14 protein-coding genes are annotated in these 17,859 nt (G+C 39.6%); 6 read left to right on the top strand and 8 right to left on the bottom strand.

Annotated features, from left to right (window positions below; genetic code table 11):
- Positions 1-60 precede the first annotated feature (60 nt).
- On the top strand, positions 61-1,104 hold the full coding sequence (locus AC0UMU_RS06860) for a glycoside hydrolase family 43 protein (protein ID WP_009318911.1): 1,044 nt from the start codon (positions 61-63) through the stop codon (positions 1,102-1,104).
- 106 nt (positions 1,105-1,210) lie between these two features.
- Here AC0UMU_RS06860 and AC0UMU_RS06855 read toward each other — a convergent pair whose 3' ends face one another.
- The 5 genes from AC0UMU_RS06855 to AC0UMU_RS06835 form a co-directional block, all read right to left on the bottom strand.
- On the bottom strand, positions 1,211-2,446 hold the full coding sequence (locus AC0UMU_RS06855; RefSeq protein ID WP_278714112.1) for an ABC transporter permease: 1,236 nt from the start codon (positions 2,444-2,446) through the stop codon (positions 1,211-1,213).
- 27 nt (positions 2,447-2,473) lie between these two features.
- Positions 2,474-3,655 carry an ABC transporter permease gene (locus tag AC0UMU_RS06850; protein ID WP_278714110.1) on the bottom strand — a complete coding sequence of 394 codons (1,182 nt, stop codon included), beginning with the start codon at positions 3,653-3,655 and terminating at the stop codon, positions 2,474-2,476.
- Positions 3,656-3,707: 52 nt separating this feature from the next.
- Entirely contained in the window at positions 3,708-4,703 is a 996-nt protein-coding gene (locus AC0UMU_RS06845; protein ID WP_278714107.1) for an HlyD family secretion protein, read from the bottom strand.
- A 27-nt stretch (positions 4,704-4,730) separates the two neighbouring features.
- Complete coding sequence (locus AC0UMU_RS06840) at positions 4,731-6,182, bottom strand: TolC family protein (RefSeq protein ID WP_022390833.1); 1,452 nt, start codon at positions 6,180-6,182, stop codon at positions 4,731-4,733.
- 278 nt (positions 6,183-6,460) lie between these two features.
- Positions 6,461-7,354: a DUF8429 coiled-coil domain-containing protein gene (locus AC0UMU_RS06835; protein WP_009318906.1), complete on the bottom strand. Its 894-nt coding sequence runs from the start codon at positions 7,352-7,354 to the stop codon at positions 6,461-6,463.
- A gap of 237 nt (positions 7,355-7,591) precedes the next feature.
- Here AC0UMU_RS06835 and AC0UMU_RS06830 point away from each other — a divergent pair, with 237 nt between their 5' ends.
- From AC0UMU_RS06830 to AC0UMU_RS06810, 5 genes are all read left to right on the top strand, one after another.
- Positions 7,592-8,203 carry a PASTA domain-containing protein gene (locus AC0UMU_RS06830; RefSeq protein ID WP_278714104.1) on the top strand — a complete coding sequence of 204 codons (612 nt, stop codon included), beginning with the start codon at positions 7,592-7,594 and terminating at the stop codon, positions 8,201-8,203.
- Positions 8,203-9,273 carry an RluA family pseudouridine synthase gene (locus tag AC0UMU_RS06825; protein ID WP_122337270.1) on the top strand — a complete coding sequence of 357 codons (1,071 nt, stop codon included), beginning with the start codon at positions 8,203-8,205 and terminating at the stop codon, positions 9,271-9,273. The genes AC0UMU_RS06830 and AC0UMU_RS06825 overlap by 1 nt, the downstream gene beginning before the upstream one ends.
- Positions 9,274-9,321: 48 nt before the next feature.
- Positions 9,322-10,302: a D-alanine--D-alanine ligase gene (locus AC0UMU_RS06820; protein ID WP_022390835.1), complete on the top strand. Its 981-nt coding sequence runs from the start codon at positions 9,322-9,324 to the stop codon at positions 10,300-10,302.
- A 52-nt stretch (positions 10,303-10,354) separates the two neighbouring features.
- Entirely contained in the window at positions 10,355-11,509 is a 1,155-nt protein-coding gene (locus AC0UMU_RS06815; protein WP_122337269.1) for a 1-acyl-sn-glycerol-3-phosphate acyltransferase, read from the top strand.
- Between the two features lie 584 nt (positions 11,510-12,093).
- Positions 12,094-13,479 (top strand): transposase, encoded by a 1,386-nt coding sequence (locus AC0UMU_RS06810; protein ID WP_288641156.1) that lies wholly within the window; start codon positions 12,094-12,096, stop codon positions 13,477-13,479.
- A gap of 188 nt (positions 13,480-13,667) precedes the next feature.
- Here the strand turns inward: AC0UMU_RS06810 and AC0UMU_RS06805 are convergent, their stop codons facing one another.
- The 3 genes from AC0UMU_RS06805 to AC0UMU_RS06795 all read right to left on the bottom strand — a co-directional run bounded on the left by AC0UMU_RS06805 (position 13,668) and on the right by AC0UMU_RS06795 (position 17,699).
- Positions 13,668-14,279 carry an L-threonylcarbamoyladenylate synthase gene (locus AC0UMU_RS06805; protein WP_009319685.1) on the bottom strand — a complete coding sequence of 204 codons (612 nt, stop codon included), beginning with the start codon at positions 14,277-14,279 and terminating at the stop codon, positions 13,668-13,670.
- 64 nt (positions 14,280-14,343) lie between these two features.
- Entirely contained in the window at positions 14,344-15,039 is a 696-nt protein-coding gene (locus tag AC0UMU_RS06800) for a response regulator (protein WP_122304185.1), read from the bottom strand.
- 20 nt (positions 15,040-15,059) lie between these two features.
- Positions 15,060-17,699 (bottom strand): ATP-binding protein, encoded by a 2,640-nt coding sequence (locus tag AC0UMU_RS06795; RefSeq protein WP_009319683.1) that lies wholly within the window; start codon positions 17,697-17,699, stop codon positions 15,060-15,062.
- Positions 17,700-17,859: the final 160 nt, after the last annotated feature.

Below are 17,859 nucleotides of genomic sequence, written 5' to 3'. Positions count from 1 at the left end.
AATTTATTTAATTACAAAGAACGCCCGTTAAGGGCGTTTTTTGTTTTATCGGGTTAAATTATGGTTACAAAAAAAATTTTCTTTTTATTTCTTTTTTGCTGTGTGTCGGTATTAGCTTTTCCTCAAAAGAAGAAAAAAACGAGCGGAAATCCTATTTTGCCCGGATGGTATGCCGATCCTGAAGCTATTGTGTATGGAGATGAATATTGGATATATCCTACATTGTCCGGACTGGTAACTGCTGATGGAAAAGATCCGGATACGGGCAAAAAAACTCGGGCTGTGCATCAAATTTACAATGTGCAGACATATATGGACGCATTTTCGTCTAAAGATCTTGTTCACTGGACTAAGCATCCGAAAGTCCTTTCGATTGAGAATATAAAGTGGCTTGAGTTTGCTTTGTGGGCTCCGTCGGTAATTTCGGCAAACGGGAAATATTATCTTTTTTTCGGGGCTAATGATATTCAGAATAATGACCAATACGGTGGTATAGGTGTAGCAGTTGCCGATCGTCCGGAGGGACCTTTCAAAGATGCTTTAGGAAAACCGCTGATCGATAAAATCGTGAATGGCGCACAACCTATCGATCAGTTCGTATTCCGTGATGATGACGGCTCTTATTATATGTATTACGGAGGCTGGCATCATTGCAATATGGTAAAGTTGAGTGATGATTTGTTGAGCATTGTTCCGTTTGATGACGGTACTTTATATAAATCGGTTACTCCTGAAAATTATGTAGAAGGGCCTTTTATGTTGAAGCGAAACGGCAAATATTATTTTATGTGGTCTGAAGGTAGCTGGGGTGGTTCTGATTATAGCGTGGCTTATGCTATTTCCGATTCTCCTTTTGGTCCTTTCAAACGTATCGGTAAAATATTGCAACAGGATGATAATGTAGCAACCGGAGCCGGACATCATTCGGTGATTCAGATTCCCGGGAAAGACGAATGGTATATCGTTTATCATCGCAGACCTTTAGGTGATACCAATCAGAATCATAGAGAAACGTGTATCGACCGGATGTATTTTGATAAGGACGGATATATTCTTCCTGTTAAAATAACGTTTGAGGGGGTTAAGCCTCATCGCATCAAATAAACTGTTCGCTTTTTATTTGTTATATGAAAAATGCCCCTCGATATTAGGGGCATTTTTCATATAAAGTGTGTAATCTTTTTGATCTATTTCGGATTTAGACAGCCTCTTATATTTGATAGTTTTCTTCTATCTTTCCTCTGAAACCTCTTTTTTTATCTTTCCATATTTGATATCTGTATGCCAGACATGCTGTTATAAAATAGATTCCGGTAAGTATCCACAGATTAATGAATGCATCATGTACGTCACTGATGCTAGCTCCTGTAGTATTCATGCGGACGAAGCCTTCGATTCCCCATGTTGAAGGTATGATAGCTCCTATTATTTTCCAGATTTCGGGCATTGCATAACGTGGCCATGTAATACCTGAAATAAAGAGAAACAGCAATGAAGTAAAAACAAACAGTAGGAACGATGTTTCCCGTTCTCTTACAAATATAGAGAGTGTCATTCCGAAAAATATGGACGATAATAAAAATGGTGCGATGAACGCGTATATTTCCCATTGGTTTCCTATCTGAGGATATTTGAATAGCCAAGGTACTACGTGTAATATATACATTGTGGAGACAATGTAAAGGCTATAATAACATATCGCTTTTCCAAAAACAATATGCATGATATTGTTATGCATCATTTCCCGGTTGGAATAATATCTATGCAATTTCTTGTGTTCGTATATTCCCCCTGCTAAAAGTCCGATTCCTAAAATAAGACTTTGTTGCAAAACCAATATCAAGACTGCCGGAATAAGAAACGATGCGAAACCGCTTTCGGGGTTATAGAGAGTTATAGAACTGTATGGAATAGGAGACATCGCCATTTTAGCTTGTTCGGGGGTCGCACCACCTAATGCGGCGACTTGTAGTTTTGACCCTAAGTCCATCGTCACTTCTGTCAAAGCGATCAGAAATCCTTTGTAGTTAAGTAATATACTCATATCTGAGTAAAAAATAACCGGACTTTGCTCTCCTCGCATAAGTTTTTTGCTGAAATCCTCCGGAATGAGCATAATGCCGTAACAGTTCTTTTCATACATTATTTTTTTTGCTTCATCCATATTAGCGCAATAAGATACGATCTTTGCATTCGGGCTTGCATCCATGTTCCTACATAATTCACGACTTAACGGAGTGCGGGCGTTATCTACTACAACCATCGGAACATCCCGTACGACTTCAGTATTATAAATAAGAGCATATAATATCGGATATGCAAATGGCAGGGCAAAGAAAAAAATCAATGCTCCGAAATCCCGGAATACCGTTACATACTCTTTTCTCCAGATATAGCAGATATCCAGTATCCCGGTTTTTATCGATTCGAATATTTGTAGTTTCATCTTAATACTTTTTTATCCTGCTTATTGCTAAGGGACATATACTTGATTTTGCAAAGCGGTTTTGAGTCGTTTCAGTAACGGTAAAGAAGCTATGGCAAAAAGGAACAAATACAGATAATACATTCGGCTGTAATATAACGGTATGCCGTTCAGTGCTTGATCTGCGTATATCAGGAAATAATGTCGTAGCGGGAATATGTTTGACAATAACTGAAATGGCGGATACATGGCAGGCACGGGGAATGAAAATCCGGTAATCGAAATAGAAATGATTCCGAATAATGCGGCTATACTCAACCCTATTCTTAACGATGGTGCTATACTCATCATGATAACGCCGAAGCTTTGGCTTGCAAGAACCAACAAGAACATTGCCGCCAGCATCGGCCAGATTCCGTTGTGTAATGGGAAATGCCAGTATCCGTAGAGCATAGATTGCAGTAATGCTCCCATGATAAAAAACAGAACGGTTTGCGGAAGTAATTTCCCTGTAATAGCCAATACGACCGAATTGTGTGATCGAGCTAACCATTCTCTGGATGTTCCGTGTTTGATTTCTGTTCCGATGCTGAATACGGTTGTCAATAATATCATTATTTGCAGCATTCCCGGAATAAATGTATTATTCAAATAGACAGAATAACTTATCCAAGGGTTACCTAATTCATGTACTGCCGTAGGCACAGGTTGTAATTGGGGCATAATTTCATATCCGTATTCTCCGTGGGCGAGTAAGGTTTGCTGTACGATAGCCCCGGAGGCAAGTACCGACATCGTTTTGAAATTCTTATATAACAAAGACGCAGGTATGTAGTATGCGTTATTGGTGTAAAACGATATTTCCGGTCTGCGGCCGGCCATAGCTTTTGCTTCGAAACTTTCCGGTATCACTAAGAACCCGTATATTTCTCCCTTTTGCAGCGATTTTCGAGCTTCTGTAAAGCTGTTGGGTTGCTCTGTAACTTGTGTCAGACTCATTGCATCGAGTTGCCGGATAAAATTTCTCGATGCTGCAGAATGGTCGAGATCGACGACGGCGGTAGGAATCTCTTCCGGTAATCCTTCGTTCATAAGAGTTAACAGAAAAAGATAGCTGATGAGAGGTGCTATTATTATACAGAAAATGTATATCGGTCTGGAAACCAGCCGGTGCAATTCTCTTATGATGACTGCCCAAAGAATTTTTGTAACCGATTTTTTTTCTGGCATGTAATTTTTGTATTGAGAGTCCGTTAAAGATGGCGGACTCGGATGTAACTAATTATTTTTTCAGCAAGACAGACATTCCCGGACGCAGGTTTTCTACCGGAGCTGTCGGACGAGCTTTGATCTGGAACGTTTTGGCGTCATATTGTCCACTTACTTTTGTCGCTCTCCATACAGCATAAGTGCCTAAATCTTTTATATAGTAAATTTTCAAAGTGATTTCTTTGTTTCCTAAAGCCGGAATTATTGCCGGTATTTCTTTTCCCATAGTCAGGTTCTGCAAGAGTTCTTCTCTTACGTTGAATGTAACCCACATGTCATTCAGATTCAGAACATTCATAATCGGAGCTCCAGTACCTACCAGCTCGCCTTCGTTAGGGAATATATCGGATATTTCTCCGTCGATCGGAGCTGTCAGGTATGAGTCTGCCAATATCGATTCGACTTGAGCCACGCTTCCTTTTGCTGCCAGCAACATTGCTGCCGCGGCCTCTTTATCTTCGATTTGCGCACCTTTTTTTGCCATTTCATATTGAGATTTTGCCGCGCTTTCGGTGGCTTTCATTGCGTTATAGTTTGCTTCGGCTTCATCGCGTTTTTGGGCAGAAATCACACCTTTTTTGAAAAGAGCCTGCATCCGGTCGTATGATTTTTTTGCAATATCGAGTCCGGCTATTGCTTTTTGCCACATATCATAAGCCGAGTTTATTACTTCTATGCGTGCTCCTTTATCTACTTTTTGGTTTTGGGCCTTATATACATTCTCCATAGCAGAAGCCTGCATGAGTTTAGCTTCGGCATCGGATGAAAAGATGCGGACAAGAGTATCGCCTTTATGTACGCTTTGTCCGTCCTCCACCATAAATTCGACAATACGTCCCGGAAGTTTTCCCGATACCCGTACTTGGGTCGCTTCTGCTTGTCCTTGTATGGTTTCGTCACCCGGTTTCAACATGAAGAATCCGATCATTGCGAGAATGATGATCACGATAATGAGTCCGACTAATCCGATGATCAGACTTTTTTCTTTTTTTCTTTGAGGAGTATCCATTGTCGTTTGTTTTTTACGTTTCCTATTTTATTTCATTAATCCCATAGCCTTAGACAAATAAACTTCGCATAAGCGGACGTCTATTTCGGCATCTATTTTTTCTGACTGGGCTTGTAACCAGGCAGTCTGAGCTTCCAGTACATTATCGGTCGTAAGAACTCCCTCTTCGAATCCGATTTGGGCGTTACGAAGGTTTTCTTCTGCTTTTTCCATATTTTTGCGTGTCATAATCAGTTTTTTATTTGCTTCGTTTACTTTAAACGTAGCCTGATTGACTTGTAATTCGATTTTTTCTTTAGCTTCTTCTAAATTCAAAAGAGCGATATTTCTTTCTGTTTTAGCCGCTTTTACTTTATAAAAATCTTTTCCCCAATGGAAAACCGGAATTTTAAGCATTACACCTACATTGAAAAATCCGTCTACTCTCTTTTCGAAACTGTTGAAAACATTCGGATTGGAGAACATGTAACTGCCTGTCAACGCAAGGTTAGGCAACATGGCGGAAAGCGCGACTTTTTGTTTTTGTTTATAAATTTCGGTCGCTAATGTGAGGCTCTGTATTTCACTGCGGTTGGCATATACTTCATCCATGTTGATGGAGTTTGTCGGAGTTGGAAAGTTTTCTTCATGTAACTCTTCTATTTCGTCAGCTAAAGTATAAGGCATGTTTATCGGTAATCCGCAAATTTGTGCTAAAAGCATTTTAGAGAGGCTGAGTCCGTCAGAAACTTTTGTTAAAGTGATTTGTGCTTCGTTTTGTTTTACTGCAACAGTCAGCCCGTCAGATTGAGTTGCAACCCCCTCTGCTATCATTGCTTCGACATTTTGGTATAAAGAATCTAGAAGATTGACATAACTTTCGGCCAGTTTCTTTTTATATACCAACGATACCACTTGCCAATAGATTTCGTCCGTTTGGAATACAAGGTCTTTTACTGCTGTGTTCTTCTGAGTTTTTGCCAGTTCTTCTGCATATTTGGTGATTTGATTGTAGGCCCTTATTTTTCCTCCCATATAAATAGGTTGGGTAAGCGTAATTGCCCCCCCGAACATATTGGTCGTATTGGTACGCAGAGCATTTACTAAAGATTGTCCTGCTCCGTTTACCGAGTTTATTATGCCAGCACCCAATTGTTGAAGTTGTGGTCCGAGTTCGGGATGTTGAGCTATTATTTGTTGCATTATAGGAGCTAATGTATTTGTCCCTGCATTTGATAATTGCTCTTTTTGTTTATCGCTTAATAGAGAGATTTCTTTTGAATTATACATGTAACTGCCTACTGCATCGAATCCGGGCAAATAATTTGCAAATGCCGATTTCTTTTCATAACCGGCTGCTTTTATTTTTTCGTTGGCAATACGTATCTGTTTGTTATTGTTTATTGCCATATTCCGGCACGAGTCAAGGGTAAAAACCTGTTGTGCGATAGCATTACTTCCGCCAATGATGAGTAAACAGAGGACAATTAATTTTTTCATTCTGTTCGTTGTTTAGATATTATTTCTCAAATCTCGCATTATATTCTTAAATATGCAATTGTTGCATAAACAATCTTTCTGCGTTAAAAAAATAGAGACTTCACAGCTCTATCTTTTACCGGCAAAGATATATTGTGAATATTAACATAACAAGATTTTCTTTCGGTTAGTTTTCTGTTTTTATTCTTTTTTAATAAAAGGGGAAGCAAAAAATTGTTGCCGAAATATGATTCATATTTCGGCAACAGACAGTTCTACAATATTTTGTTGATCTATTGTTATTTTTCTAAGCTAAATGACTTGCTTCCGATCATATAATTGTCGGCAAAGATATCGACCCGATAATCCCCTGGATATAAGAATTCTTCGACATTCCAATAGAGGCACAAATTCATTTCTTCTCCGTCATATTCTATAAGTTTGCGAGTAGAGAAGTTGATTTCTTTATCTTCGTAGTGAAATAAATCTGCCCGACTTTTTACCAGAATATCCCCGTCTGGTTTCATAATCCGGAGATAAATATATTTTTCACCGACTTCGGCCGTTACGTTTTTGGCAATGGTAAAACATACCTTTATTTGTTCGATTTTACTGATTTTGTTGGTTTCCTTGCCTCTTTTATTGATCGGTGTAACCGTGATTCCGACTGCATCCAATTTTGATGCTAACGTAACTTTGTGACTGAGCTGTTCTTTATCTTTTTGCAATTGAGAAGCAGTTTGGGCTACGGCCTGATATTTACTGGTGACAGATTTGTTTTCTTCCATCAGCTTTTTGTTGAGGGAGTTGAGGGAGTCGATTTGTATGATGTAGTTACGCATTACGCTTCGTAATGTAGCCAATTCTTTTTTCAGTTCATTGATGCGTGCGGCATCAGTAGCTTTGACGGTACGAAGTTCTTCGAGCAGACGTTGGACTTTCATTTTTTCGGCATCCAACTTTTGTACTAAAGAGTCGTTGTTCAATAATATTTTTCCACCTTCATATTGGTCATACTGGAATGCGAGGTCGGCATATTCTTTTTCAAGTTCTTTCCGTTCGTTTTCGATTTCAACTTGCGTTTTGAAATCTTCCATCTCTTTCTTTTGTGAGTAAATAAAATATGCAGCGATTACCAAAATGACAACAAGAATAGCGCATGCTACAATCCATATGACAGATCCTTTTTTCATATTTGAAAAAGTATTTTCAGATTAGAATATTTTTTATTCTCCATCGGGAGAATATTGCTCGCAAAGGTAAACGTTTTAGAAGCAAAAATCAACCATATTAGATTTTTTAAGTTATGAATCGGGAATTCTTTGTTTCGTGGAGGTTTTGATGTATGATTATTAAAATAAATTAGCTTGATTGGAAAACCGATCAAAATATCTATCTTTGCCAATTCTAATATGTATAATTGAAAAGCAGTGAAAAAAATCATTCTGTTTTTTAAAAATCATCCGATTCTTAAACATTTGATTTTTATCGGATTAGTTTTTGTGGCATTGGTTTGGATCGTGTTACATGGTTTGGATATTTACACCCGACATGGGGAGTCGGTAACGGTTCCCGATGTCAAACGTATGCAGGCTGAAGATGCAAAAGATCTTTTCTCTCGCTATAGATTGCGTAGTGAAGTCATCGACTCGGTGTATGTTGACAATATTCCTCGGGGCGCAGTTGTAGAACAAATACCTCGGGAAAATTCTTCTGTAAAAGAAAATAGAATTGTTTTTCTGACGATAAACTCTAATCTTCCCAGAAAAGTTACAGTACCGGATGTTCGAGATATGTCATATCGCCAGGCTGTTGCTATTCTTGAAGGGATAGGTCTTTCGCAACCGGAGATCGAATATGTAGCTTCGGAATATAAAGATCTTGTGTTGGATGTCGTTTATAATGGAGTATCAGTAGAGAAAGGATTGAAATTGCCCGTATCTTCCCGATTGAAATTATTCGTTGGAAATGGAACGGCGGAAATTATAGAAGACTCTATTATTATGAGTGAAGATTCTGTGGGAGAGGAGTGGATGGAATAATGGATGAGAAGCTCACGGACATAGAGACCGACTGTGAAGAACTGGAGACGGGGGATGAAGAAATTCCGGCTCTGTATGAGCATTTTAAGTTTGTTGCGGATAAAGGTCAGAATTTGCTACGGGTCGATAAATTTTTGGTAGCTCGCATCGAGAATGCATCGAGAAACCGAATTCAACAAGCTGCCGAAGCTAATTGTATATTGGTAAACGGGAATCCGGTAAAGTCTAATTATCGAGTAAAACCGTTGGATGTTGTTTCGGTAGTGATGGACAGACCTCGTTATGAATCGGAAATCATACCGGAAAATATTCCCCTTAATATTGTATATGAAGATAAAGAGGTGCTGGTTGTGAATAAGCCGGCAGGTCTTGTCGTGCATCCGGGACATGGCAATTATTCAGGAACATTGGTCAATGCATTAGCCTATTATTTTAGAAATGATCCTTTATTCGATGTCTCCGATCCTCGTTTAGGATTGGTGCATCGTATCGATAAAGATACTTCGGGTCTGTTGGTGATCGCTAAAACTCCCGAAGCGAAAACGAATTTGGGATTGCAATTTTTTAATAAAACGACAAAACGGAAGTATGTTGCATTGGTATGGGGAAGAATGGAGGAGAACGAAGGTCGGATCGAAGGAAATATAGGTCGTAGTTTGAAAGATCGTTTGCAAATGACCGTGTTTCCCGAGGGCGATTATGGTAAGCATGCCGTAACTCATTATACGACTCTCGAGCGTTTGGGATATGTTTCTCTTGTAGAATGTCGTTTGGAAACCGGGCGTACGCACCAGATACGGGTGCATATGAAATATATCGGTCATACCTTGTTTAATGATGCTCGGTATGGAGGAAATGAGGTACTCAAGGGAACGACTTTTGCCAAATATAAACAGTTCGTTCAAAATTGTTTTGATATTTGTCCCCGTCATGCCTTACATGCCAAAACTTTGGGTTTTGTACATCCGATTACGGGAAAAGAGATGTTTTTTGATTCGGAGATACCGGAGGATATGAGCTTGTTGATCGAAAAATGGCGTTCATACATGCAGAATAGAGAAATTGGTTGAATAAAGATCATTATATAAAATATTTTAAGTATATTTATTGCTATAAACATGGATAAGCGTAGAATTGCTATTGTAGCCGGTGGATATTCTTCGGAGTTTCCGGTCTCGTTGAGAAGTGCGCAAGGGATTTATTCTTTTATGGATAAAGACCGTTACGACATATATATCGTGAAATTGACTCGTGACGAATGGTTTGTTGAGTTGCCTGACGGAGAAACTTCTGAAATAGATAAAAATGATTTTAGTTTTGTCGAAGGTGGACGGATTCGTCATTTTGATTTCGTTTATATTACGATACATGGGACTCCCGGTGAAGACGGGCGTTTACAAGGCTACTTAGATATGATAGGTTTGCCTTATTCGACTTGCGATACTTTGGTTTCGGCTATGACATTCAATAAGTTTGTGTGTAATCGCTATCTGCATGCGTTCGGTATTCCTATTGCGCATTCTATCGTATTGCGAAACGGGCAGACTGTTTCTGACCGGGAGATCGTAGAGCAGATTGGTTTACCTTGCTTTATAAAACCTAATGTAGGTGGATCGAGTTGCGGAGCTACGAAAGTAAAGATTGAAGAAGAAATACAGCCGGCTATAAAGAAAGCTTTTGATGAAGGGAAAGAAGTTATTATCGAGGCTTTTATGGCAGGGACGGAAATCACTTGCGGTTGTTATAAAACCCGGAAACGGGATGTCGTACTCCCGGTTACCGAAGTCGTGAGTAAAAACGAGTTCTTTGATTATGAAGCCAAATATACGGCTTCCAAAGTAGAAGAGATCACTCCTGCCCGTTTATCTGAGGAAATGACAGCTAAGGTACAGGAGCGGACATCTTTTATTTATGATATATTGGGGTGCAAAGGTATTATCCGTGTCGATTATATTATCGTGGGCAAAGAACCCTATTTGTTAGAAGTAAATACGACTCCGGGTATGACCGAGACCAGCTTTATCCCTCAGCAGGTAAAAGCTGCCGGAATGGAGATGAAACAGGTTTTGTCGGAGATTATTGAAGATGAAATGTTGTGAAGATAACGATTCTTATGAAGAGCTCTGTTATGATCTGTAAAATGATAAAGTTATGAGACAACTATTTGATTTTGACGAGATACGTCCTTTTTATGACGAGGAGATTCCTGACATTATCAGGTCGCTCACAAAAGAAGAAAAGTTTCGGCATGCTTTAAAATTCGTTGTTCCGGATGTGGATGCATTCTGTCGCCAAATGGAAGAATGTACTACTAAAAGAGAATTTCAAAAACGATTGGCTATTCCTGTATTAAACGATTTGGCGAGACGCTCTACTTCAGGAGTGGATGCGAGCGGACTTGAAAATTTGTCTCCGTCAGGTAATTATACCTATATGTCAAATCATCGAGATATAGTTTTAGATGCCTCTTTCCTGAATATGATGCTCGATGCTCACGGATTTGAAACCAGTGAAGTGGCGATCGGGGATAATTTATTGGTGTATCCGTGGATTTCAGATTTGGTACGGGTAAATAAAAGCGTTATCGTAAACCGTAATGTACCTCGCCGACGCATGCTTGAGGTTTCTCGCCGGTTATCTAATTATATTAATTTCGCAATTAAGATAAAACATCAATCTTTATGGATTGCCCAACGTGAGGGACGTTCTAAAAATTCTGAGGACCAAACGCAGGAAAGCGTTATCAAAATGCTGAATCTCGGGGGTGGAAGCGATATGCGTACGAACATTATGGGGTTGAATATTGTTCCGGTTTCTATATCTTATGAATATGATCCTTGTGACTATTTAAAAGCAAAAGAGTATCAGATGAAACGGGATAATCCTGATTACAAGAAACAACCTCAGGATGATCTTTTCAGTATGGAAACGGGAATATCCGGTTATAAGGGGCATATTCATTTTCATTTATCGCCGGTTATTAACGGAGAATTAGAAAAATTGGAAGACTGTTGTGAAAAATCGGATGTGTTGCATTGTATAACCCGTATTATTGATAAAGCAATTCATTCAAATTACATGATTTATTCGGGTAATTATGTCGCTTATGACGAGTTGTACCATACAGATCGTTTTTCAAGAAATTATTCCACAGAAGAGAAACGTCGTTTTATGGATTATATGCAGAAACAGTTAGATAAGATCGATTTACCGCAGAAGGATGAGGCGTTTCTTCTTGAAAGGATGCTTGAAATGTATTCTAATCCATTGAAAAATAAATTGATAGCTACGGGTGTTGATCTATGATGTAAAAAATATTTAGTATTAAATTTTATTTCATCATATAAAATGACTATTTTTGCGATGATAATAATAAAATATGTTCTGAAAAGAACATCTTAGTGACATAGGCATAGAGATGCACATAAATTATAATTACAATATAGTTTTTCAGGTCTGAGGTTTTGGAAAAGTAATTGTTTTAGGATGTGAATCCATCAAAGCATGTTATTTTATTTACTCTTAGACACCTTATGAAGAATAGTGAATTGACTTCCGGCTTCGGATCTGAAAAACTTCTTATACAAAAGGCTTCGATGTCAATCGAAGTCTTTTGTTTTTGAGAATATTTTTCTGTTTTTGTGAGTATGATGGCAGCTTATCTGACGAAAGAAAATTCAAAGAAGGATTAAGTATTTGTCCGGATTATTTTATCGGAGACTTTAAACAGAATTTAAAGGTTAAGTAGGGACTGTCGTAAAAAGAATAAAACTTTATAATGAATTGATTGCCAATGTAATATAAAATTTGTATCTTAGCTAAAGATAAAAAGAATACCTCCAATTGCCCTAGAAAAGCCAAATTTGGAGGTATCGCAAAAATTAATCTGCATGGCTAAGGTACAAAATTTCTCTGAAATATCACCCGATCTTCCTTTCACGGAGTTCGATTTTTATGAATTGTATAGGCGGACGTTCGAGACTAGCGAGCTGGGAAAAATCAGGAAGAGGCTGCCGCTTGGTGAGATGGCAGAGAACTTTGGACTGATAAGCAAGAGCATGAGAGCGAAGAAAGGGCGAAAAACATACTTCACCCCGGAGGGCAAGGTTGCGCTGATGTTCCTGAAGATGTACACAGGTCTGAGCAGCCCGAAGTTGATGGAGCATCTTAACGGCAACGTCCACTATCAGCTCTTCTGCGATTTGAGAATAGACCCGATGCATCCTCTGACGAACTACAAACTTCTGGACGACGTGTTTTCGGAGCTGGCCCGCGGGCTGAAGATCCAACAGCAGCAGGAGATACTGGCAAGAGCCTGGAAACCGTACATGAAGGACCTGGATACGATGTATACGGATGCAACCTGTTACGAGAGCGAGATGCGCTATCCTACGGATGCGAAGCTTCTGTGGGAAGGAATAGAGAAGTCATATGAGATAATGTGCACTCTGAGTGCCAAGCTGAATGTGCACCGTCCGAGGACGAAGTACGTAGACGTAGAGAAGGCCAACCTGTCGTACAGGAAGCGGCGCAGGCATACGAAAGTCCAGACCAGGAAACTGACCAGACGCCTGCTCAACCTTTTGGGGAAGATACTGAAGGAGACCCGCACACTGGAGAGGGAGAATGCAGGCGCGGAGAAATTGCTGACAGCCAGACAGAAGAGCGATATTGAAATCATCACAAGAGTGTACCGCCAGCAGAAGGCCCACTTCGAGAACAACAATCCTCGCGAGAGTGTCAAGGACAGGATAGTGAGCATCAGCAAGCCGTATGTGAGGCCAATCGTGAGAGGCAAGGAAGTGAAGAGCGTAGAGTTCGGTGCGAAGTGCAACAACATCCAGGTTGACGGACTCTCATTCATCGAGAAGCTGTCATTCAATGCCTTCAACGAGGGAACCAGGCTTACGCACTGCCTGAAGATGCACCGAAAGCTCTTCGGTGTGGACGCGAAGAAGGTCGGAGGAGATGCAGGCTATGCCGGCAGCGCCAACAGGGGGTACTGCAAGGATAGAGGAATACAGACGTCATTCGTCAAGCGTGGCCGTCCGTCCTTGGAAAAGAAAGAGAACGACATCATCCGCAACGAGCTGGCGAGGGTGAGGGCAACGAGGATGGAAGGCTCGTTCGGAACGCAGAAGGAACACTATGGCCTGAAACGCATCAAGGCAAGGACGAAGTTGACCGAAATCCTGTACATCTTCTTTGGCATCCACAAGGCGAATGCAGTACAGCTCGTCCGGCGGGAAGTCAACGAAATTGCTCAGGCTGCCTGATGTTCGAGGTGAGTGAGAAACGGCCCTTTCACTGGAGTATTGGCTCCAGTTGGGTCCAAAAATGAAAAAAGGGGCTCCGAAACGGAGCCGAAAATATAAAAAGATGAGTTCGATCGAAAATTACCGGGACAGTCTGCCGATTGACTCATAATGACGGAATTAAACGACTGTCCCTAAGTATCATTGGGTTACCAAATCAATTTTCCTTTCCCTTCACGGACGATGAATGCATCGTCTTCGCTACAATCGACAATAGTAGAAGCCTCTATGCCTCCATATCCCCCATTGATGACAATATCGACGTCATTTTCATATTTTTCTGCAATAAGTTCGGGATCAGTAGTATATTCCAGAATCTCGTCTTCATCACGTATTGAAGTTGTTAGTACCGGATTTTCCAACTGATGTACGATTTCCCGAATTATAGAATTGTCAGGGACACGAATTCCCACTGTTTTACGGTTTTTGTAAATCTTTGGAAGATTGGAGTGAGTAGGCAGTATGAATGTAAACGGACCCGGTAGATTTTTTTTCATCAATTTGAAATGTTCGTTGTTTACTTTAGCGTATTGACTGATATTGCTGAGATCATAGCAAATGATCGATAGATTGACTTTTTGAGGATTAATGCCTTTTAGGCGGCATATTCGTTCAACGGCACGAACATTAAGAGCGTCACATCCGATCGCATATACAGTGTCTGTCGGATATACTATCAGTCCTCCTTCTTTGAGGACATTAACCACTTTGTTTATTTCTTTTGGATTCGGGTTTTCCGGATATATTTTGATAACTTCCATGATAAAACTGTATATATTGTTTGTTATTGACCGTGATTGGAAACAGAGGTTTATAAGGAATTGTTTATCTCTCTGCTTGTTCGCTGAAACGATATCCTATTCCTGATTCGGTAAGAATAAATGTCGGGAAAGAAGGATCGTTTTCGATCTTTTTTCTTAATTGAGCTATAAATACCCGTAAATATTGGGGTTGGCTCTGATAGGCTACACCCCATACCTCTTTCAGCAAATATTGATGGGTAAGGACTTTCCCTGCATTTTGTGCCATTAGAGACAATATCGAAAATTCAGTACTTGTCAATTTTATAATTTCGTTTTTCTTTTTTACGCAATGGTTTAGCATATCTATGGTTAAATCGCCGAATGAGAGAATTGCCGATTGGTCTTTTTCTTCCCGAATAGAACGTATTGCCGACCGGATGCGGGCTAATAACTCGCCATTATGAAACGGTTTGGTCAGATAATCATTCGCTCCAGAGTCAAGGGCTTTTACAATCTCTTCTTCATGCGTGCGTGCAGATAAAATGATAATGGGATTTTTATACCACTCTCGTAGTTTTCGCAGAACAGATTGTCCGTCTTCATCTGGTAATCCGAGATCGAGAATAATCAATGTCGGAGAATGCATGGCGGCGGCCATTAATCCTTCTTTGGCATTAGAGGCAACCAATACTTTATATTTGCTCATTTCCAAAGTAATGCTCAATAAGCGTCGTATCTGTACTTCGTCGTCTATAATCAAGATACTGTTATTGTTCATGTTATATGTATTAGTAAAAATCAAAAATTATCTATCAAAGGTAACATACTGGGAATACGGATGAAAATATTTGCTCCTTTTCCGGTAACATTACTGGCTTCTACCTGACCTTTGTGGATATCTATGTATCCTTTGACAATGGATAATCCGAGACCCGATCCTCCTGTAATTCCCGATTCACCCCGGTAGAATTTGTTGAAGATGTAGGGTAAATCTTTGTCTGCAAATCCTTTCCCGTAGTCGGTAATAGATATGCAGAAATTTGTTCCGTCGTGCTGGAAATCTAATTCGATCAATGTATGAGACGGGACATATACTGTGATATTGTATAATAAATTGTACAACACCTGTTCGATGAGTCCGAAATCGATGCGTACCAAAGGCATATCGTCCGGAATATTTATAGAAAGATCATATTCTTTTAGTTCGTTTTTGAGTAACCCGGTTACCGAATTTACAAGATCATGTACATCGTACCAGTCGAAACGAGGAGAAAGCCTGCCGGAATCTAATCTCGACATACTGAGCAGATTCTCGATAAGCCGGTGTAGTCTTTGGGCAGCCATATAAATTTCTTCACCTATATCCTTGCTGATACCTTGTTCTATCTCTTTCAAGGTTTCAGAAGCAGAAAGAATCGAGGTTACCGGAATACGTAATTCATGAGATATAGAGTTGAAAAGAGTCTTATACAATCGGTCTGATTCGCTTAATATAGAGGCTTGTCTGGCCATATCGTTCAAATATTCCCGTTCAAGTGCATTTGAGATTTGCCTTTTCAACGTAAGCCACAGTAGCTCTTCTTCGGCATCGAATAATTTTTTAAATTCGAGAACGACGACTCCCATTTTCATTTTAAGGCTGTTGAGCGGATAGAATGTGCGTTCTTCATGCATATAATTTTCTGTTGACTTACCAGCTTGTTTCCCCTTGTCAAAAACCCATTGTGCAACTTTAAACTCATTGCTGGTAAGTGTGAAATTACTGTGAGGCGAGGTAGAATTGCTTAATCCTCCTTTATTGTTTTTCAAGATAAATGCACATTTTAGTTTGAAGCTATCGTTGATAGCTTTTGCTGATATTTCGAGAATCGAGTTAATTCCGCTGGCGGTACTAAGGTGTTTTGAAAAATTAAACATGGTGTTTGATATCCGTTCTCTTTTTCGGCTTTGCTGTTCTTGTTTCCTTAATCGGGTAGCCAGCATGATATTGATAAACGGGATAGCAAGGAACATAAAAAATTGTAGCCAGTCGTCAGGAGAGGAAAGGGATGGTGTGCCGTAAGGGATAGTAAAGAATATATCATATACTCCTGCACTCAGCAAAGCCGATAAAAGGATCGGTCCGGTTGAGAAATAGATAGACTGTAATGCAAGAATAATAAGGAATATGTATCCGGATGATACTTCACTTACCATTCCGATAAAGGGACTCAGTATGGCTACTGCAGATAATGTTATTGTCGCCGATTTTATATAGTTCCAGATCGAGGTCTTGAACCCCGATGTATTGATTTGGAAAAATTTCTTTTTCCGCTCAAGAATACTCTCATTCGAAAGAATGTAAATATCGAGATTCTTACATTTAGAGATAAGACGATCCAGTTCGCTTCGTCTGAAAATTCGCTTTATATATTTTTCGTTCGGAAGTCTCTCGAAAATTAAATGTGTAATTTTTTCGATACGGATTACATCCAGCATGCTCGATACCCAGTTCTCACCTGTTGACCGGATAACAAATACTCCTAATCGGTAGGCCATGCTGATGTTTTTATTGAGTTGTTCTTGTTCTTTATTTGTCAGTTGTCCTGTAGAGTCGAAATATACGGCATAGAGAGGAACCCCTAAGGTGTAGGATAGATTTTTTGATCTTCGGATAAAACTTTCCATATGCGGACTTTCATTAATGGAGATCAATAATTTTACTCCGGTAATGGTGTCTTCTTGCATATGGTGCTCATAAAGGTACTGGCGTTGTTTTTCATTTCGGCGGAATGCCATCATTTGTTTGCAAAGGCGTTGTAACAAATGCAGGTTCTTGATCGAAAAAAATGCTTTTCGATAATGCTCTCCTAAATGTTGGTCGAGATAAATACTTTTGTCGAGAAATCGTTTTGCTATTTCTTGGGGAGACGCATCTATATAATGCACCTTTTCTGCCAGCTCGAATAGAATATCCGGAACGGTACATGTAGTGTAATATTCGGTATTTTCCTGAACAGAATAGGCTTTGCTTTCTAATTGCAGTACACTTAGAGTCGTATATACGTGTATTCCGTCGTCGAGCAGTTCCTCTATATCTTGATGTCGATGTTTATGTCGGCTGCCGTTGGGATTTTGATGGGCCATTTCATCTATCAGAACAATTTGAGGATCGCGTTTGATTATATAGTCGAGATTTATTTCTCCGTTCTTTTTTAGTGGGATTTGCTCTATTTGTGCCGCTAACCGTTCTATCTCTTTGTTTCCGTGCGAGTTATAATTTGCCAGAACGACATCGAAACCGTCTTTTATCAAATGGATACCTTCTTGTAGCATCAAGTGGGTTTTCCCTATACCCATACACATTCCGAAGAACAAGGTTAGTTGTCCTTTTGTTTTTCGCTCAGGGTTGAGTAAGCTGAGTCTCTTTTGAGGTTTGAATCGAAAAACTTTATTCATAAAAAGACATATTTTATCTCGGAATGTTTAACAAAATAAAAAAAGATCTTTGATCTCTCAAAATAATAAAGAGGGAAAATGTTAGCCTGTTTAAATTTTCCGATAAAGAAATATCAACGGCGACATCTGTTTTTTTATGGATGCCGCCGTTGATATATGA

The organism is Coprobacter fastidiosus (assembly GCF_982245605.1).
This window is presented reverse-complemented; position numbering and strand designations above follow the sequence as displayed.

Coding starts and splice junctions, on each gene's coding strand:
- AC0UMU_RS06860 (WP_009318911.1), top strand. CDS start 61: ATGGTTACAAAAAAAATTTTCTTTTTATTTCTTTTTTGCTGTGTGTCG.
- AC0UMU_RS06855 (WP_278714112.1), bottom strand. CDS start 2,446: ATGAAACTACAAATATTCGAATCGATAAAAACCGGGATACTGGATATC.
- AC0UMU_RS06850 (WP_278714110.1), bottom strand. CDS start 3,655: ATGCCAGAAAAAAAATCGGTTACAAAAATTCTTTGGGCAGTCATCATA.
- AC0UMU_RS06845 (WP_278714107.1), bottom strand. CDS start 4,703: ATGGATACTCCTCAAAGAAAAAAAGAAAAAAGTCTGATCATCGGATTA.
- AC0UMU_RS06840 (WP_022390833.1), bottom strand. CDS start 6,182: ATGAAAAAATTAATTGTCCTCTGTTTACTCATCATTGGCGGAAGTAAT.
- AC0UMU_RS06835 (WP_009318906.1), bottom strand. CDS start 7,354: ATGAAAAAAGGATCTGTCATATGGATTGTAGCATGCGCTATTCTTGTT.
- AC0UMU_RS06825 (WP_122337270.1), top strand. CDS start 8,203: ATGGATGAGAAGCTCACGGACATAGAGACCGACTGTGAAGAACTGGAG.
- AC0UMU_RS06820 (WP_022390835.1), top strand. CDS start 9,322: ATGGATAAGCGTAGAATTGCTATTGTAGCCGGTGGATATTCTTCGGAG.
- AC0UMU_RS06815 (WP_122337269.1), top strand. CDS start 10,355: ATGAGACAACTATTTGATTTTGACGAGATACGTCCTTTTTATGACGAG.
- AC0UMU_RS06810 (WP_288641156.1), top strand. CDS start 12,094: ATGGCTAAGGTACAAAATTTCTCTGAAATATCACCCGATCTTCCTTTC.
- AC0UMU_RS06805 (WP_009319685.1), bottom strand. CDS start 14,279: ATGGAAGTTATCAAAATATATCCGGAAAACCCGAATCCAAAAGAAATA.
- AC0UMU_RS06800 (WP_122304185.1), bottom strand. CDS start 15,039: ATGAACAATAACAGTATCTTGATTATAGACGACGAAGTACAGATACGA.
- AC0UMU_RS06795 (WP_009319683.1), bottom strand. CDS start 17,699: ATGAATAAAGTTTTTCGATTCAAACCTCAAAAGAGACTCAGCTTACTC.